13 protein-coding genes and 1 pseudogene are annotated in these 17,294 nt (G+C 71.0%); 9 read left to right on the top strand and 5 right to left on the bottom strand.

Translation table 11 applies throughout. The features are described from left to right. Window positions 1-247 precede the first annotated feature (247 nt). The 7 genes from OHQ87_RS21485 to OHQ87_RS21455 all read left to right on the top strand — a co-directional run bounded on the left by OHQ87_RS21485 (window position 248) and on the right by OHQ87_RS21455 (window position 7,585). Complete coding sequence (locus tag OHQ87_RS21485; protein WP_328340513.1) at window positions 248-1,420, top strand: efflux RND transporter periplasmic adaptor subunit; 1,173 nt, start codon at window positions 248-250, stop codon at window positions 1,418-1,420. A gap of 26 nt (window positions 1,421-1,446) precedes the next feature. After that, window positions 1,447-2,103: an ABC transporter ATP-binding protein gene (locus OHQ87_RS21480; RefSeq protein WP_328348944.1), complete on the top strand. Its 657-nt coding sequence runs from the start codon at window positions 1,447-1,449 to the stop codon at window positions 2,101-2,103. After that, window positions 2,100-3,359 carry an ABC transporter permease gene (locus OHQ87_RS21475; RefSeq protein ID WP_328340511.1) on the top strand — a complete coding sequence of 420 codons (1,260 nt, stop codon included), beginning with the start codon at window positions 2,100-2,102 and terminating at the stop codon, window positions 3,357-3,359. Before OHQ87_RS21480 ends, OHQ87_RS21475 begins: the two co-directional genes overlap by 4 nt. A gap of 661 nt (window positions 3,360-4,020) precedes the next feature. Then, on the top strand, window positions 4,021-4,326 hold the full coding sequence (locus OHQ87_RS21470; RefSeq protein ID WP_328340509.1) for a MerR family transcriptional regulator: 306 nt from the start codon (window positions 4,021-4,023) through the stop codon (window positions 4,324-4,326). Window positions 4,327-5,101: 775 nt separating this feature from the next. Further along, window positions 5,102-6,415, top strand: coding sequence for a cellulose binding domain-containing protein (locus OHQ87_RS21465; protein WP_328340507.1), 1,314 nt, complete (start codon window positions 5,102-5,104; stop codon window positions 6,413-6,415). A 289-nt stretch (window positions 6,416-6,704) separates the two neighbouring features. Continuing rightward, window positions 6,705-7,319, top strand: a complete 615-nt coding sequence (locus OHQ87_RS21460) for a superoxide dismutase (RefSeq protein ID WP_328340505.1) — start codon at window positions 6,705-6,707, stop codon at window positions 7,317-7,319. Between the two features lie 5 nt (window positions 7,320-7,324). Continuing rightward, window positions 7,325-7,585 carry a superoxide dismutase gene (locus OHQ87_RS21455; RefSeq protein ID WP_328340503.1) on the top strand — a complete coding sequence of 87 codons (261 nt, stop codon included), beginning with the start codon at window positions 7,325-7,327 and terminating at the stop codon, window positions 7,583-7,585. On the opposite strand, the pseudogene OHQ87_RS21450 reads toward OHQ87_RS21455, so the two are convergent. Next, a pseudogene (locus OHQ87_RS21450) lies at window positions 7,542-7,750 on the bottom strand (hypothetical protein); the annotation flags it as partial. The gene OHQ87_RS21455 and the pseudogene OHQ87_RS21450 sit on opposite strands and share 44 nt — an antisense overlap. A gap of 481 nt (window positions 7,751-8,231) precedes the next feature. On the opposite strand from OHQ87_RS21450, the gene OHQ87_RS21445 reads away from it, so the two are divergent. After that, the gene (locus tag OHQ87_RS21445; protein ID WP_328340501.1) at window positions 8,232-9,602 is read left to right on the top strand and encodes a glycoside hydrolase family 6 protein; all 1,371 of its coding nucleotides are present in this window, start codon (window positions 8,232-8,234) and stop codon (window positions 9,600-9,602) included. A 127-nt stretch (window positions 9,603-9,729) separates the two neighbouring features. Then, entirely contained in the window at window positions 9,730-10,404 is a 675-nt protein-coding gene (locus OHQ87_RS21440; protein WP_328340499.1) for a formylglycine-generating enzyme family protein, read from the top strand. Window positions 10,405-10,485: 81 nt separating this feature from the next. Here the strand turns inward: OHQ87_RS21440 and OHQ87_RS21435 are convergent, their stop codons facing one another. The 4 genes from OHQ87_RS21435 to OHQ87_RS21420 all read right to left on the bottom strand — a co-directional run bounded on the left by OHQ87_RS21435 (window position 10,486) and on the right by OHQ87_RS21420 (window position 17,216). Then, on the bottom strand, window positions 10,486-11,592 hold the full coding sequence (locus tag OHQ87_RS21435) for a serine hydrolase domain-containing protein (protein ID WP_328340497.1): 1,107 nt from the start codon (window positions 11,590-11,592) through the stop codon (window positions 10,486-10,488). A gap of 183 nt (window positions 11,593-11,775) precedes the next feature. After that, on the bottom strand, window positions 11,776-15,402 hold the full coding sequence (gene metH, locus OHQ87_RS21430; RefSeq protein ID WP_328340495.1) for a methionine synthase: 3,627 nt from the start codon (window positions 15,400-15,402) through the stop codon (window positions 11,776-11,778). Window positions 15,403-15,537: 135 nt separating this feature from the next. After that, a complete protein-coding gene (locus OHQ87_RS21425; protein ID WP_328340493.1) occupies window positions 15,538-16,908 on the bottom strand; it encodes a cytochrome P450 in 1,371 nt (456 codons plus the stop codon). A 26-nt stretch (window positions 16,909-16,934) separates the two neighbouring features. Beyond that, window positions 16,935-17,216, bottom strand: coding sequence for an acyl carrier protein (locus tag OHQ87_RS21420; protein WP_328340491.1), 282 nt, complete (start codon window positions 17,214-17,216; stop codon window positions 16,935-16,937). Window positions 17,217-17,294: the final 78 nt, after the last annotated feature.

Genomic DNA, 17,294 nt, shown 5'->3' with positions numbered 1-17,294 from the left:
CCAGTTCAGGGATCGAATGCTACCCGAAAAACGGATCGATTACCAGCCGAACGGCTGATGCGGGAAAGGTCGACCGGATGTCGACGACCGCCCCGCCATGAGATCGCGAAGCGGATCAGCGGGCGCTGGTCCTCGAGATCCTGACAGGTTCCTGAAGAACCGTCGCCATGCTCTCGGCGTGCCAATAGAACAGCCACCAGCGCAGAGCTCACCACGCCGCATCAGTCGACGGAGCATCCTCTCGGCCGTGCTGGTCCTGGCGACGTCGGTCGTCGGGGCCGGCGTCGTCTGGGCGGTCCACCGTGTCCCGCCCGGGTCCTCGGCCGGTCCGCCGGCCGCGGTGGAGACCGTGGCCGTCGTCCGGACCGACCTCTCCGCCACCGTGTCGTTGACCGGCACCCTCGGATACGGCCGGGCGGAACCGGTGAAGGGGGGCCGGAGCGGGACCGTCACCTGGCTGCCGCAGGCCGGGTCGACGATCAGCCGGGGCAAGCAGCTCTACCGGGTCGACGACCAACCGGTGCCGCTGTTCTACGGCGGCATGCCGCTCTACCGCGATCTGGCGGAACCCGGCACGGTGGGCCGCGACGTGCGGATCGTCGCGGCGAACCTCAAGGCGCTGGGCTACGAGATCGGTCGCCAGCCCGGCGCGGGGGAGACGGTCACCCGGCCGGCGGCACCGGGGAAATCGCCTGCCAAGCCGGGGAATCCGGCGGCGGGGCAGGGCGAGCCGGTGGCGGATCCCGCGTCGACGGCGGGCGGTCAGGCGGCGGGCGGCTCGACCCGGGTCGTCGTCCGCAAGGGCGAGGGCGTGCTGACCGGGGCGCTGATCCGGGCGGTCAAGCGCTGGCAGCAGGACGCCGAGCTGCCGGTGACCGGCCGGATCGGGGTCGGCGACGTCGCCGTGCTGCCCGGCGCGGTCCGGGTGGACGGCGTCACCGCGTTGCGGGGGGACGACGCCGCCACGCCGTTGCTGACCGTCACGCCCACCGCCAAGGTGATCACCGTGCTGGCCAACGTCACCGAGGCCGGCACGATCCAGCGGGGTGACCAGGTGACGGTGACGCTGCCGGACGACAAGACCGCCGACGGCTCGGTCTCCGCCGTCAGCACCACCGTGCAGCAGGAGGACGGCCCGGCGGGGACCGCCGAGTCGAAGCGTGCCGTCACGGTGACCGTGGACGAAGACCTGGCCGGCATCGACGCCGCCGACGTGCAGGTCGACCTGGCCGGCGAGACCCGGGCGGACGTCCTCGCCGTCCCCGTCGGCGCGCTGGTGGCGCTCAGCGAGGGCGGCTACGCCCTGCAACTGGCCGACGGCCGGTTCGTCGCCGTCACGACCGGCATGTTCGCCAAGGGGATGGTCGAGGTCAACGGCGACGGCCTCACCGAGGGCATGAAGGTGGTGACCACCTCGTGACCGTACTTGCCGTACGCGACGCCTCCATGGTCTATCCGGGCGGGGTCACCGCACTCGCCGGCGTCTCCCTCGACATCACCGAGGGGGAGATGCTGGCCATCGTCGGCCCGTCCGGCTCCGGCAAGTCGACGCTGCTCAACATCATGGGCACCCTGGACCGGCCGACCTCCGGCACGGTGCGCCTCGGCGGCCTCGACGTCGCCGACCTCTCCGACCGGCGACTGTCCGCGCTACGCGGGCGCTGGCTCGGCTTCGTCTTCCAACAGTTCCACCTCACCGCCGGGCTCACCGCCACCGAGAACGTCGCCACCGGCCTGCTCTATGCCGGGGTGCCGCGCCGGGACCGCCGACCGTTGGCCCTCGCGGCGCTCGACCGGGTCGGTCTGTCGCACCGGGTCACCCACCTGCCGCACCAGCTCTCCGGCGGCGAGCGGCAGCGGGTGGCGATCGCCCGGGCCCTGGTCCACCAGCCCGCCCTGCTGCTCGCCGACGAACCCACCGGGGCACTGGACACCCGCACCGGCCAGACCGTCCTGGACCTGCTCTACCGGCTGCACGGGGAGGGCACCACCATCGCCGTGATCACCCACGACCGGGACATCGCCGACCGGCTGCCCCGCCGGATCGAGATGCGCGACGGCAGCCTGGTCGCCGACTCCGGCACGGTGGTGACGGCCCGATGACCAGACCCACCATCACGGGTACGAGGCACGAGGCGCACCCCCGTACCGCACTCGCCGCCGCCCGGCCGGTCCGGCTGGCCGTGGTCGACCTGCTCGGCCTGGGGCTGCTCGGCATCCGTACCCGCCGGGCCCGGGCCGCGTTGTCCGCCCTCGGCATCGCCATCGGGATCGCCACCATGATCGTGGTCACCGGCATCCCCGCCTCCAGCCAGGCCCAACTGATGCGGGAACTCTCCGCGCTCGGCACCAACCTGCTCCAGGTGAACGCACTGCCCGACCAGGATCCGCCGGCGCTGCTGCCCCCGGAGTCGACCGGCATGGTGCGGCGGATCGGCCCGGTGACCAGCGTCAGCGCGGTCGCCAACACGCACGCCCTGATCCGCCGCTCCGACCGCACCGACCCGGGGGACGGCTCCGGGCTGACGGTGCTGGCCAGCCAGCTCGACCTGCTCCCGATCATCAATGCCCGGGTGCAGCACGGCAGCTGGCTCACCCCGGCCACCGCCCGGTTTCCCACAGTGGTGCTCGGCTCGGTGGCGGCGACCCGGTTGGGAGTCCTGGACGTGTCCCCGGGGGACGGTCCCGGCCAGCAGGTGATGATCGGTGACCGGTGGTTCACCGTCGTCGGCATCCTGGCCGACGTCCCACTGCTGCCGGAGATCGACCGGTCCGTGCTGGTCGGCTGGCCGGCTGCGCAGTCCGAACTCGGCTTCGACGGTCACCCCACCGTGCTGTACGTCAGGTCCCTGGAACCCGCGGTGGAGCAGGTCCGGGCGGTGCTGCCGGAGACGGTCAGCCCGGAACGGCCCGCCGACGTGCTGGTCAGTCGCCCCTCGGACGCCCTCGCCGCGAAACGCGCCACGGAGAACGCCTTCTCGGCCCTCTTCCTCGCCCTGGCTGCGGTGGCGTTGCTGGTGGGCGGGATCGGGGTGGCCAACACCATGGTCATCTCGGTGCTCGAACGGCGGGCCGAAATCGGCCTGCGCCGCGCGCTCGGGGCGAACCGGGGGCAGATCCGGGGCCAGTTCCTCACCGAGTCGGTGGCCCTGGCGACGCTGGGCGGCGTCACCGGGACGCTGCTCGGGCTGGCCGTCACCGTCGGTTACGCCGCCTTCCACCACTGGCCGGTCGTGGTGCCGCTGTCGTCGACCCTCGCCGGGCTGGGCGGTGCCGTGGTGGTCGGCATGGTGGCCGGCGTCTACCCGTCGATGCGGGCCGCCGCCCTCCCGCCGACCGAGGCGCTCGCCAGCGTCTGACCACGGCTCTGCCGACACCCAGGGTGTACGCGCGCTCACCGAGAAAATCTATGCGCGAAGCGCTAGACATTCTTGCTGCGGGTGGTTAATGTTCCTGTTGTTGACAGCAGAGATCGTCGAAGACGCCGACGAAGTAGCCGAGCGTTATCCAGGAGCCGCGGACATGTCTCGTGGCCCACTCGGCACAGCGGTGGAAATTCGATCACCGCAGACAGCACGACAGGAAACGTGAAGTTGACGTCAAGACCCTGACGTAATTCCAGGTCAGGGCAGACAGGTGGGCCAATGCTGGTTCAGGGCTCACCTGGTAGGACAGTCCGTCGCACGTGGATGGGGCCGTGAAGTCGCGTGGGGCTCCGCCACCGGCGGACAGCACGACCAGTACCAGGAAATGAAAGCAGAGGAAAGGGAGGGCCCCGAACACCGTTGGATCGCCCGTCTCCGGGACGCAGTCTCATGCCTGGAGCCGGACACCGCAGTTTCCATCGAACGAGAGGTGGTCTCCGGTCACGCTTATGCGATCCTCGCGCCTCAGGCCGCCGCTGGTGGCGGGTGCGGATACGACAACCCGACGTACCTGTCGGTAGATGGTGTTTTTGACCCGTAAACCCCGGGCCCCGGCGCTTCCCGCGCCGGGGCCCTCGTCATGAGAGGAGTGTGGATGGCCCAACCCGACGACATGTTCGACGACGAGGACTACCCCGCCTACACGATGGGTCGCGCCGCGGAGATGACAGGCGTCTCGCAGGACTTTCTGCGTCGCCTCGACGAGCTGAAGCTGATCACCCCGGTCCGGTCGGCCGGTGGCCACCGCCGCTACTCCCGTTACCAGTTGCGTCTTGCCGCGCGGGCCCGGGAGATGGTCGACCAGGGCACGGCGCTGGAAGCCGCGTGCCGGATCATCATTCTCGAAGACCAGCTCGAAGAGGCCCTCCGGCGTAACCAGGACCACCCGCGCCCGGAGTGACAGTCGAATCCGCGTACGCCGGTCGCGCGCCGAGGACCCCGGCACCCCTGGCCGACAGCCACCTGGCATGCACTGCCGATCTCCGTACGCCTCTCCTGCCACCGGCCCTGCGGCGTGCGACGGGCTCGGCCTGTGCCGAGCCCGCCGCCTGCCGGTCCAGCCGACCAGTTCGGCGTTCGGGTCGGCCGCATCGGCGGCGCGGAACGCGGCCTCGATCCGGTCGTTGCCGGTGCGTGCAGGTTGAAGAAACGCCGGGCGGCGCTGGAGCCGTCGGCGGAACGCCAGATTCCCAGAAAGTTGCGAACTTCTCAACCGCAAGTTTCGAGGGTGTCGACCCGGCCCTGCGCACCCGCAGCCCTGCGCCGAGCAGCCGTCGGACGCCGGCGGTCGGTCCGCAAGCGGTGGACCTGTTTCGCCCGTGCCGGCTGCGGTCGCCGCTCGCCCGGTTGAGTATGTTATCGATAACCTGCTATCTTTCGGCGCAGGAGCGAAGGGCACGCTCCCAGTCACCTCAGTCAATCGGCAGCGGCATCCGCGGGCACCCCTCCCGCCGTCCTGCCGGTCGGTGACCAGTCCGGGCCGCCCCACCGAGCTGCCGTGCCGCCTGCGCCGAACGGGCGCGTCCGCCTACCCGAATCGACTCGCTGACCGCGAGGAGACGAGGTGTGAATCGTCCTGCGCATCCTGCTGCCCTGCGGGGCGCAGCCGGCGCTCGTCGGGTCGACCTCGCACCCACCACCACTGGGACAGAACACCCCTGGCAAGGAGCCAAGCAATGGTGAAACACAGACATCTACTCCCCACCATCGCCGCCGCGGCCGTCCTCCTCGCGGCGACCGTCGGCGGCGCGCTGAACGGCGGCCTGCCGGCAACGGCGGAGGCCGCGACGAACGGCGCCCTCGCGGCGACCGCGGGCTGCGGCAAGGCCCCCACGCTGACCAACGGGACGCGCACGATCTCCAGCAGCGGGCAGAACCGCAGCTACATCCTGCGGATCCCGGACGGGTACGACCGCAACCGCCAGTACCGGCTGGTCGTCGGCTTCCACTGGTTGAACGGTTCGGCCCAGAATGTCTCCTCGGCCGGCTACTACGGCCTGCTGCCGCTGTCGAACAACAGCACGATCTTCGTCGCCCCCCAGGGCATCGACGCGGGTTGGGCCAACACCAACGGTCGGGACCTGACCCTCTTCGACGACATCACCCGGCAGGTCGAGAACGACCTGTGCGTCGACACCACCCAGCGGTTCGTGCTGGGCTGGAGCTACGGCGGGGCGATGAGCTACGCGGTGGCCTGCGCCCGGCCCACCGTCGTCCGCGCGGTCGCCGTGCTCTCCGGCGCCCAGCTCAGCGGCTGCAACGGCGGCACCCAGCCGGTGCCCTACTTCGGCATCCACGGCACCCACGACAGCGTGCTGAACATCTCCATGGGTCGGTCGCTGCGGGACACGTTCGTCCGGAACAACGGCTGCACCGCACAGAGCCCGCGTGAGCCCGGCCTGAACACCTTCACCCACATCACCACCACCTACTCCGGCTGCCGCTCCGGCTACCCGGTGCAGTGGGCCGCGTTCGACGGGGACCACACCCCCAGCCCGGTAGACGGGTCGGGCAGCCCCAACGACTCCCGGACCTGGACCTCGGGGGAGATCTGGAAGTTCTTCACCCAGTTCGCGTCCACCACCCCGCCGACGACCACCCCGCCGACGACCGCGCCGCCGACGACCGCGCCGCCCACCACCGCGCCGCCCACGACCGCGCCGCCGACCACGGCTCCGCCTACCAGCGGACCCGGCGGCTGCACCGCCACCTACAAGGCGGTCAACAGCTGGCCCGGCGGGTTCCAGGGTGAGGTCACCGTGACCAACACCAGCGCCAGCGCCATCAGCGGCTGGGCCGTGGGCCTGAGCCTGGCCAGCGGCCAGGCGATCAGCAGCGTCTGGAACGGTGTCAACACCGGCAGCACCGGTAACGTCACCGTCCGCAACGCCGCCTACAACGGCGCGCTGGCCGCCAACGGCTCGACCACCTTCGGATTCACCGCCACCGGCAACGGCACCCCGCCGCCCAGCAACATCACCTGCGCCTGACCTGTGACGTCGTGGCCCGGAGCCGACCGGCTCCGGGCCACGACGCTGTCCACCCACCTCCCGGTCCGCTGCCGGTCCCGGTGCGCCGTTCGCGCCGGTGTCCCTCGTGGCGGCGGAGCACCGGGAGCCGAGGCGACCTGTGCAGGCCCATCCGCGTCGGGCCTTATTGCCAAGACTTGGCAACTGCGGAATAGTGGCAGCAGTGGCGGGCGTCCGGGCGCGCGATGATCCGACCTCGCCCGGGTGTCCGCCCCGCCCCGCCACCGACCGACGATTCCGAGGAGTTGCTGTGGGCCTCTACTCGCTGCCCGACCTGCCGTACGACTACGGGGCGCTGGAGCCGGCCATGTCCGGCGAGATCCTGGAGCTGCACCACGGCAAGCACCATGCGGCGTACGTGAAGGGCAGCAACGACGCCGTCGAGCAGCTCGCCGAGGCCCGCGACAAGGGTGACTTCGCGGCCTTGGTCGGGCTGGAGAAGACGTTCGCGTTCAACCTGTCCGGGCACGTGCTGCACTCGATCTTCTGGAACAACCTCTCCCCGGACGGCGGTGGTCGCCCCGACGGGGAACTGGCGGCGGCGATCGACGAGCACTTCGGCGCGTTCGAGGGCTTCGCCGGGCAGTTGTCGGCGGCGACCAAGAGCGTGCAGGGTTCCGGCTGGGGAGTGCTGGCCTGGGAGCCGCTGGGGCGGCGGCTGATCGTGGAGCAGGTCTACGACCACCATGGCAACGTCGGGCAGGGCTCGACGCCGCTGCTGGTCTTCGACGCCTGGGAGCACGCCTACTACCTGCAGTACCGCAACGTCCGTCCGGACTACGTCGACCGGCTGTGGGGTCTGGTCGACTGGGCCGACGTCACCGCCCGCTTCGACGCCGCCCGCGCCCAGCCGCCGAAGCGCTGACCGGCGTGACCGGTCCGGTCCCGGTCGCCGCCGACCTCGTCCAACGCGCCGCCGGGGTCATCGCCGCGCGCCGTCGCGGTGACCTCGCCGGCGCGGAGACGCTGCTGGCCTCCTTCGACTCCGAAGCGGCCCGCACCCTCGGCTTCTACCTGCTCGCCGACCTCGCCCTCGGGCTGGTCCGGGCGCACACCGGCGAATCCCTGGACGACCTGGTACGGCAGCTCACCCTGCTCGTGGCCGACCCGTCGCCACCGCCCGCCCCCTGAACCGCCCCGGTCGCGCCGGGGCGGTTCGTCGTGGGACGACCAGTCCCGCCGGTTGTACGAAGATCGATCGGCGGGCCACCGCGTTCCCCTCGGCGTCGAGCCGGTGGCCGTCGAGCCGGATCCAGCCGTCGCAGGTGGCCAGTCGAGCACGCGGATCACCCGGAACCGCTGGGCCGGGTGGCGACCAGCACCTCGGAAACTTGCCAAGGAAGCTTCAAGATCGCATTGCGATCAGTTGCACTCTCCCCGGGGTGTCGTCTGCATTCCGGCAATTTGATCATGGCTGGGGCCGGGGGCGGACCCTCGGCGCGACGCCGGGCCGCTACCGGGCCGGGCCGGTGCAGCAGGTAGGTGAGGACCGCGAGCATCCGGCGGCCGGCCGGGGGCCTTCGACCCCGCCGGGATCAGGGGGCGGCCGGCAGGTCGGTGGTCGGGCGGCTGCTCGTGCGGGATCAGCCGTCGTGCCGCAGAGGGAGATCGGCAGGCATCCGCTGCTTCGGGTCGGAGGCCAACGGGAGTGCAGCGGAAACGTCCCCTGCCTATCGACAAGTCCACACACCTTGGCAGCAGCGTGTGCCTCGGCTACCGTCCATGGAAACGCTCCCATGAACTCAGACACATCTATGTGATGAGGAGGAAACACGACGTGGCTATCCTCTCCCGGCGTCGCAGATCGGTGGCCGCCAGTGTGGCCGCCGTCGCGGGCGCCACCGCTGCCGCCGTCTGCTTCGCCGCCGGCGGCGCTTCCGCCGGCACCATCTCCGGCCCGCTCTACCGAGACCCGAGTTCGGCGGTCGTCCGTTGGGTCGCCGCGAACCCCGGCGACTCGCGTGCCGCCGCCATCCGGGACAAGATCGCGAGTCAGCCGCAGGCCCGCTGGTTCGCCAACTTCAACCTGTCGACCGCGCAGGCCGAGGCCGCCGAGTTCATCGGCGCCGCCAACGCGGCGCAGCAGATTCCGGTGCTGGCGATCTACCAGATCACCAACCGGGACTGCGGCGGGGCCAGCGCCGGTGGAGCGCCGGACCTCAACCAGTACCAGACCTGGGTGTCCAACTTCTCCCGGGGGCTGGGCAACCGGACCGTCATCATCATCCTGGAGACCGACTCCCTCGCCCTGCTGACCTGCCTGAACAGCAACGAGATCAACGCCCGCAACCAGGCGATCTCGACGGCCACCCGGACTCTCAAGTCGGCCAACCCCAACGCCAAGGTCTACCTCGACGCCGGCCACTCCACCTGGAACAGCGCCAACGAGACCGCCAACCGGCTCCGGGCGGCCGGCGTGCAGTACGCCGACGGCTTCTTCAGCAACGTGTCGAACTTCAACCCCACCTCCAGTGAGGCGAACTTCGGCCGGGCGGTCATCTCCGCCCTCAACGGCATGGGCATCTCGGGCAAGCGCCAGGTCATCGACACCAGCCGCAACGGCGGTGCCAGCGGGGACTGGTGCGGCGACGACAACACCGACCGGCGCATCGGGATGTACCCGACGACCAACACCAACGACAACAACATCGACGCGTACCTCTGGGTGAAGCCGCCGGGGGAGGCGGACGGCTGCCGCTACACGGCCGGGTCGTTCCAGCCGGACCTGGCCTTCAGCCTGGCCAACGGCGCGCCCAACCCGCCCACCACCACGCCGCCTACCACGGCTCCCCCGACCACGGCTCCCCCGACGACCGCTCCGCCGACCACGGCTCCGCCCACCACGCCGCCGCCGGCGGGTAACGGCTGCTCCGCGTCGGTGACGGTCAACCAGTGGTCCGGTGGCTTCACCGCGAGCGTGACGGTCACCGCCGGCGCCACCGCCCTCAACGGCTGGACCGTGACCATCACGCTGCCCGGCGGCGCCGCCGTCACCAGCGCCTGGAGCGCACAGTCCAGCGGCAACAGCGGCACCGTCCGGTTCACCAACGTGAGCTACAACGGCCAGGTCGGTGCCGGGCAGTCGACCAACTTCGGCTTCCAGGGCACCGGGACCGGCCCCGGCGCGACCGCCACCTGCGCGGGCTGACCCCGACCGGCGGGACGGGCCCGGCGCGGAGGACCACTCTCCGCGCCGGGCCCGTCCCGCGTTACCGGACGATGCCGTGGCAGAGCCCCGTACCGGTGGCGGGTGTCCCGGGTACGATCGTCCGATCATGAGCGATGGGCCGTACACCGAGATGGTCCGGATTCCCGCCGGCCAGGTCACGCTGTCGGACCGCCGGACCCAGCGTTCCTGGGAGGTGGGCCTCGGGGCGTACGAGATCGCCGCCTGTCCGGTGACCCAACGGTGCTACGCCGAGGTCACCGGCCGGCGGCCGAGCGTCGCCACCGGCGACTCGCTGCCCGTGGAGAGCGTGTCGTGGTGGGACGCCGCCGAGTTCTGCAACGCGCTGTCGGCACGCGACGGCCTGACCCCGGCCTACCGCCTGCGCGCCGCCGACGAGCATGCCGGCTGGGACACCGCCGCCGACGGCTACCGGTTGCCGACCGAGGCGGAGTGGGAGTACGCGTGCCGCGCCGGAACCGCCGGCCCGCGCTACGGCCCGCTCGACGACATCGCCTGGTACCGCGGCAACTCCGGCGAACGCCTCCACGAGGTGGGCGGCAAACTGCCCAACGTGTGGGGCCTTCACGACATGCTCGGCAACGTCTGGAACTGGTGCTGGGACGTCTACGACGCCGAGGTCTACGGCAGCTACCGGGTGCTGCGCGGTGGTGGCTGGTTCGACGAGCAGTGGAGTTGCCGGGCGTCCGTCCGTCGGCGCAGCCACCCGAGTCTGCGCATCGACGACGTGGGGTTCCGCGTCGCCCGGTCCGTCGGCCGCTGAGGCCACCGCCACGCCCTGCCCGGCCGGTGAGTGCACCGGAAGGACACCCTCCGCGGCGCCTGGCCCCGACGACCGTCGGGGTCAGGCGCCCTGCGGTGACTGGACCGCAGGCCGGTGGATTTCCAGGTCGGCGTAGACGGCCTCGACCAGGGCGTGCCGGCGGGTGACCGTCGGTACGTCGGCCAGCCGCCCGTTCCAGTACATGGCCATCACGAGCTCGGCGTCCGGATCCACCACCAGGCTGGAGGTGTTGCCGCCGGCGTGGCCGTAGGCGCGGAACGAGCAGGCGCGACCCAGCAGATGGGGCAGGGTCATGAACCCCAGACCGTACGCGAAGTCGGTGTCCGAGAGGGCGCTGCGGACCGTGCCGGGCCAGTGCGTCGCCGTCAACGCCTCGATGGTGGCCCGCCGGGCGACCTCGGTGCCGTCGGCGGCCCGGCCGGTGAGCAGCGCCTCGCCGACGCACCGCAGGTCGCGCATGCTGCCCCAGACCCCCGTGCCGGGCAGCGGCAGCCGGGCCGCCATGACCATCTTCTCCAGCCCGACGGCCTCCTCCGGCGAGGCGACCGGCGCGACCGGCGGCGCCACGTCCCCGTCGAGCCCGAGGGTCGCCGAGATGCCGAGCAACGAGAACATGGACCGGTAGCTGTCCCCCGGGGCGGTCCCGTCGATGGTGGTGAGCAGCCGGTCCAGCACGAACCAGTTCGTGATCGGGTTGTAGCTCATCGACGTGCCCGGCCGCTGCTGAGTCTCGGCGGCGCAGACCACCATCCAGACCAACGCCTGCGCCTGATCCCAGTCCGGCAGCTCCTGGCCGTCCGTGTCGAGCATGAGCAGGGGGTCCGGCACACCCGTGGTGTGGGTCAGCAGGTCCCGCACCCGGACGGCGTCCTTGCCGCCCTCGCCGTACTCGGGAAGGTGCGCGGCGACCCGGTCGTCGAGGCCGAGCAGGCCGCTCTCCCAGGCACGGGCGAAGGCCAGCGCGCCGAGCGGCTTCGACGAGCAGGTCCAGGGCACCCACGTGTCCGGGGTGAGCGGCGAGCCCAGCCCGTCGTCGCCGACGGCGATGTCGTGGCGGACGCCGGCGTGCGAGATCGACAACTGGACACCGGTCTCGACGCCGTCGGCGATCTCCTTGTCGAACAGCGTGCGGAGGTGGGGAAACGACTGGAGCGTGTCGTCGGACACGGCGGTTTCCTTCCGGACGGGAGGCTGTGGTCGACGTGTGGACATCGACGTGACCGGATGCCCCAGTCTAGACGTCGACAGCCCACCGGTTGAGGTCCACAGTAGGTCCGCCATCGATCACGGTGTACCCCGTGTCGATGATCGGACGATGATCGGCGTCGTTGCCGAAACCGTCCTGGCGGTTCACTCCGGCTCGTAGGCGAGGTTCGGTCGGAGCCAGCGCTCGACCTCGGCACGGTCGACGCCACGCCGGGCCGCGTAGTCGTCGACCTGGTCCCGGTCGATGCGGCCCACTGTGAAGTACCGCGACCCGGGATGCGCGAAGATCAGCCCGCTGACGCTGGCGGCCGGGGTCATGGCGTAGGACTCGGTCAGCTCGATCCCGAGGGCTTCGGCGTCGAGGAGCCGGAACAGGTCCCGCTTCTCGCTGTGGTCCGGGCTGGCCGGGTAGCCCAGCGCGGGCCGGATGCCCCGGAACCGCTCGGCGTGCAGGTCCTCGAGGAGCGGATCCGCGTCGGGCTCGAACCAGTCCCGCCGGGCACGCAGATGGATGTGCTCGGCGAACGCCTCGGCGAGCCGGTCGGCGACCGCCTTGACCATGATGGCGCGGTAGTCGTCGTTGTCCTTCTCGTAGCGGGTGGCCAGTTCCTCGGCGCCGTGGATGGCGACGGCGAAGCCGCCGAGGTGGTCGCCGGCCGGCGCGACGTAGTCGGCGAGGCAGCGGTTGGCGCGACCGGTCGGCTTCACCGTCTGCTGGCGCAGCATGGGCAGCCGTACGGCGGGGTCGTCGAGGACGATGTCGTCGCCCTCCGTGTGGGCCGGCCAGAAGCCGTAGCAGCCCCGGGCCTGCAGTGACCCGGCTGCGGTGATCTGGTCGAGCAGGGCGTTGGCGTCGTCGTAGAGCTCCCGCGCCACCGGCTGCTCCAGGATCGCCGGGAACTTGCCCTTGACCTCCCAGGCGAGGAAGAGGAACTGCCAGTCGATCATCGCGCGCAGCGTGTCGAGGTCCGGCTCGACGGTGCGCACGCCGGTGAACGCGGGCACCGGCAGATCGTCGAAGGGCACCTGCTCCCGGTTCTCCCGGGCCCGCGCCAGGCTCAGCAGTGGCTGGCGGCGGGCGGCGTGCTGCTCGCGCAGCCGCTCCTGTTCGGTGGCGTTGGTCGCTGCGAGCTGCCCGGCGCGGACCGGGTCGAGCAGGTTCGACACCACCCCGATCACCCGCGACGCGTCCAGCACGTGCAGGGTCGTGGCGTCGTACGCCGGGGCGATCCGGACCGCGGTGTGTTGCCGGGACGTGGTGGCCCCGCCGATCAGCAGCGGAAGCCGAAGGCCACGACGCTGCATCTCGGCGGCGACGGTGACCATCTCGTCGAGCGACGGGGTGATCAGCCCGGACAGGCCCACCACGGCGGCACCCTCCGCCACGGCGGTGTCCAGGATCTTCGCGGCGGGCACCATCACCCCGAGGTCGATCACGTCGTAGTTGTTGCAGCCCAGCACGACACCGACGATGTTCTTGCCGATGTCGTGGACGTCGCCCTTGACCGTGGCGAGCACCACCCTGCCCCGACTGTGCCCGGCGGAGACCCGCCCCTCGCGCTCGGCCTGCTCGCGTTCACGCTGCAGGTGCGGCTCCAGGAAGGCCACGGCCCGCTTCATCACCCGGGCGCTCTTGACCACCTGGGGGAGGAACATCTTGCCCGATCCGAACAGGTCGCCGACCGTCCGCATCCCGTCCATCAGCGGGCCCTCGATGACGTCGAGCGGCCGGCCCAGCGCCTGCAACGCCTCGTCGGTGTCGGCCTCGACGAAGTCGACGATGCCGTGCACGAGCGCGTGCTCCAGCCGGTCGGCCACCGGAGCGTCCCGCCAGCCGAGGTCCACCTCGCGTCGGGCACCGGACCCGCTGACCGTGGCCGCGAAGGAGACCAGCCGGTCGGTGGCGTCGGGACGGCGGTCGAACAGCACGTCCTCGACCATGGTGAGCAGGTCGGCCGGAATGTTCTCGTAGACCGCGAGCTGACCGGCGTTGACGATGCCCATGTCGAGCCCGGCGCGGACGGCGTAGAAGAGGAACGCCGAGTGCATCGCCTCGCGGACCACGTCGTTGCCCCGGAACGCGAACGACAGGTTCGAGATGCCGCCGCTGATCCGCGCACCCGGGCAGCGCTGCTTGATCAACGGAAGCGCGTCGAGGAACGCCTTCGCGTACCCGTTGTGCTCGGCGATGCCGGTGGCGACCGCCAGCACGTTCGGGTCGAAGATGATGTCCTCCGGCGCGGTCCCCACCTCGCTCACCAGTAGGTCGTACGCCCGGCCGCAGATCTCGACCTTGCGTTCGGCGGTGTCCGCCTGCCCCTGCTCGTCGAAGGCCATCACCACCACGCCGGCGCCGTGCTCCCGGATGAACCGGGCCTGCCTGAGGAAGGCCTCCGGACCCTCCTTGAGGCTGATCGAGTTGACCACCCCCTTGCCCTGCACGCAGGTGAGGCCGGCGGCCAGCACACTCCACCGGGAGCTGTCGATCATGATCGGGATCCGGGCCACCTCGGGCTCGGTGGCGATCAGGTTGAGGAAGGTCGTCATCGCCTGCTCGCTGTCGAGCAGATCGGCGTCCATGTTGACGTCGAGCAGGTTCGCCCCGCCGCGTACCTGCTCCAGGGCCACGGCCACCGCGCCCTGGTAGTCGTCGGCCTCGATCAGCCGCCGGAACCGGGCCGACCCGGTGACGTTCGTCCGTTCCCCGATCATCACGAACCCGGTGTCCGGCCCGACCACGAACGGCTCCAGGCCGCTGAACCGGGTGGCCGGTGCGCTCGTGGCCGGCTTGCGGGGGGTGAGCCCCTCGACGACCTCGGCGACCGCCGAGATGTGTGCCGGCGAGGTGCCGCAGCAGCCGCCGACGATGTTCACCATGCCGGACCGGGCGAACTCGCCGAGCAACTCGGCGGTCTGCTCCGGGGTCTGGTCGTACCCGCCGAACGCGTTCGGCAGGCCGGCGTTGGGGTGGCAGGCGACGAAGGTGTCGGCGAACCGGGCCAGCTCCGCCACGTGCGGCCGCATCTCCGCGGCGCCCAGCGAGCAGTTGACCCCCACCACCAGCGGCTCGGCGTGTTCGATCGACCGCCAGAACGCCTCCACCGTCTGGCCCGACAGCGTCCGCCCGCTCAGGTCGACGATGGTGACCGAGATCCACAGGGGCAGGTGCGGCGCCACCTCGCGGGCCGCGGCGAGCGCCGCCTTGGCGTTGAGCGTGTCGAAGATGGTCTCGATCAACAGCAGGTCGACGCCACCCTCGGCGAGCGCGGCGATCTGCTCCGCGTAGGCGTCCTTGACCTGCTCGAAGGAGACCGCCCGGTAGGCGGGGTCGTCGACCCGTGGGGACAGCGACAGGGTCACGTTCATCGGTCCCACCGAGCCGGCCACGAACCGGCCGCCGACCTCGTCCGCCGCCTGCCGGGCCAACTGCGCGGCGCGCAGGTTCATCTCACGGACGTAATCCTCCAGACCGTAGTCGGCCTGGCTGATCCGGGTCGCGGTGAACGTGTTGGTGCTGGTGATGTCGGCCCCTGCGGCGAGGTACCGGCGGTGCCCGTCCAGCACCACGTCCGGCCGGGTCAGGTTCAGCAGGTCCGGGTCGCCCGTGACGTCCCGCGGGTGATCGGTCAGCAGGTCGCCCCGGTAGTCGGCAGCGGTGAGCCCGGCGTCCTGGAGCATCGTGCCCCAGGCACCGTCCAGCACGAGGACCCGCTGGGACATCAGGTCGCGAAGGGCCGGGGTAACGCTGTCACGGACGGACGACTGACTCATTCGACACCTCGGTTGGTCGCAGACTCCGCAGATGGGGTCGGGCCCATCGGCGAGAGGCACCGCCGCCTGCCCGGCTGGCACGGGACGGGCGCGAACCGGGTCAGGCCCCGGGGGGCCCCGAACGGGGCAGCGGCATCAGCCTCTGGCGCATTCTACGCTCCGCACCGTGACCGGTACGCCTCCCCGGGGCCACATGGTGGCCACGCCGGTGGGCTCGACCGGTGGCCCGGCGAGCGACAACTGCGTACAGCGGGCGAGTTCCGCGATCAGTGCCCGTAACTCCAGCTCAGCGAACGCCCAGCCGATGCACTTGCGGTAACCGCCACCGAAGGGAACGAAGCTGAACGGGTCGGGCTCCCGATGGTCAGGCGCGTCACGATTCCATCTTTCGGGACGGAAGGTCAACGGGTCGGCCCAGTGCCGGGGTAACCGGTGGGTCACGTACTGGGAATAGAGGACCTTGCTGCCGGCGGGGATCAGCTCACCGGCGAACTCGACGTCGGTGATCGTGGAGCGCCCGGTCAGCACGCCGGGAGTGTAGAGACGCAGGATCTCCGACACCGTCCAGCCCACGTAGGTCAGGTCGCCCAGCAGGGCGGCCGTCAGCGGCTCGTCGCCGGCGACCCGGCCCACCTCGGCGCGCACCCGGTCGTACACCTCGGGATGGCTGAGCAGGGCGTACACCGCCCAGCCCGCGGCGGAACTGCTGGAGTCGTACCCGGAGGCGATCAGGCTGATCACCTGGTCGCGGATCTCCAGGTCGGCGAGGTGGTCGCCGTCGTCGGCGGAGGCGGCGAGCAGCGCGTCGAGGACGTCGCCCCGGTCCTCGGGCTCGGCGCGGCGCTTGGCGACCTCCGCCCGGACCAGCTCGTCGACCCGACCCCGGGCGGCCATCGCCCGGCGGTACGCGGTGCCGGGCAGGTCGTGGTCGAACCGGAGGAACGGCGAACGGTTGATGTATCGCAGCGCCGTCTCGAGTTCCCGGCCGATCTGGTCGGTGTGGGCCTGGAGCCGGTCACCGAAGAGCGACCGGATCGCGATCCGCCGGATGCAGGAGCGTACGGCGTCGAAGGCGTCGACCGTGCCGCCCACCTGCCAGCTCCCGATCATGCGATGGATCTCGTCGACCATCACCGGGACGTAGCCCTCGATCCGTCGGCGGACGAACGCGGGCCGCACCAGGGCACGTCGCCGCCGGTGGTCCTCTCCGTCGCTGACCACCATGGCGCGCGCGCCGACCACCGGGATCAGCAGACTGAGCACGTCCCGGGAGAGGAACCGGGGCCGGGCCGGATTGTCGGTCAGCAGCAGTTGATTGGCCTCGGCGCCGAAGAGCAGCACGTAGCGCTGCGGACCGAACCCGAAGGCGCACACCGGCCCGTAGCGCTGGTGCAGGTCGAGCAGGGCGTCGTAGGGGCGCCCCAGCAGGCCGCGGACGTACCGCAGGTGACCCGGCCCGCTCGGCCCCGGCAGACGCCGCCGTCGATGCTCGGTCGAGACGGCCACGCTCCCCGCTCCTCTCCGTGCTTCTGTTACGCCGACCGCACCATCGCGGTGACCACCGCTTCAAGAGCAGCGAAAGTCGCGAATGTCTCGCGGACGAGAAGATTGGCGGGGAACTCCGCGCCGAAGGTCTCCTCGATATCGATCACCAGATCGATTGCCGACAGTGAATCGAGGCCAAGATCTGGTAGGGGGACGCTGGTCCAGTCGGTGCCCTCGGGGATTTTTCGCAAATGATTGGCGAGCACCGCCTGAAGCCTGTCGCGGACTGCCGTCTCCGTCGCCTGCACGTCGCCCATGAGCTCCTGCATTTTCTCGCTCGTCGCCCGGGAAAACCGGCCGAACTGCCTGAAATCAGCCGTCGCGGCTCATGAACTCCCGGCTACAGT

This window comes from Micromonospora sp. NBC_00421, from assembly GCF_036017915.1.
Taxonomy (GTDB): domain Bacteria; phylum Actinomycetota; class Actinomycetes; order Mycobacteriales; family Micromonosporaceae; genus Micromonospora.
The sequence above is the reverse complement of the archived record's forward strand: the minus strand, read 5'-3'. Positions and strand labels throughout refer to the sequence as shown.

Excerpts from the sequence above, each read along its gene's own strand:
- OHQ87_RS21480 (WP_328348944.1), top strand. The coding sequence starts at position 1,447 with ATGGTCTATCCGGGCGGGGTCACCGCACTCGCCGGCGTCTCCCTCGAC.
- OHQ87_RS21475 (WP_328340511.1), top strand. The coding sequence starts at position 2,100 with ATGACCAGACCCACCATCACGGGTACGAGGCACGAGGCGCACCCCCGT.
- OHQ87_RS21470 (WP_328340509.1), top strand. The coding sequence starts at position 4,021 with ATGGCCCAACCCGACGACATGTTCGACGACGAGGACTACCCCGCCTAC.
- OHQ87_RS21465 (WP_328340507.1), top strand. The coding sequence starts at position 5,102 with ATGGTGAAACACAGACATCTACTCCCCACCATCGCCGCCGCGGCCGTC.
- OHQ87_RS21440 (WP_328340499.1), top strand. The coding sequence starts at position 9,730 with ATGAGCGATGGGCCGTACACCGAGATGGTCCGGATTCCCGCCGGCCAG.
- metH (WP_328340495.1), bottom strand. The coding sequence starts at position 15,402 with ATGAGTCAGTCGTCCGTCCGTGACAGCGTTACCCCGGCCCTTCGCGAC.
- OHQ87_RS21420 (WP_328340491.1), bottom strand. The coding sequence starts at position 17,216 with ATGCAGGAGCTCATGGGCGACGTGCAGGCGACGGAGACGGCAGTCCGC.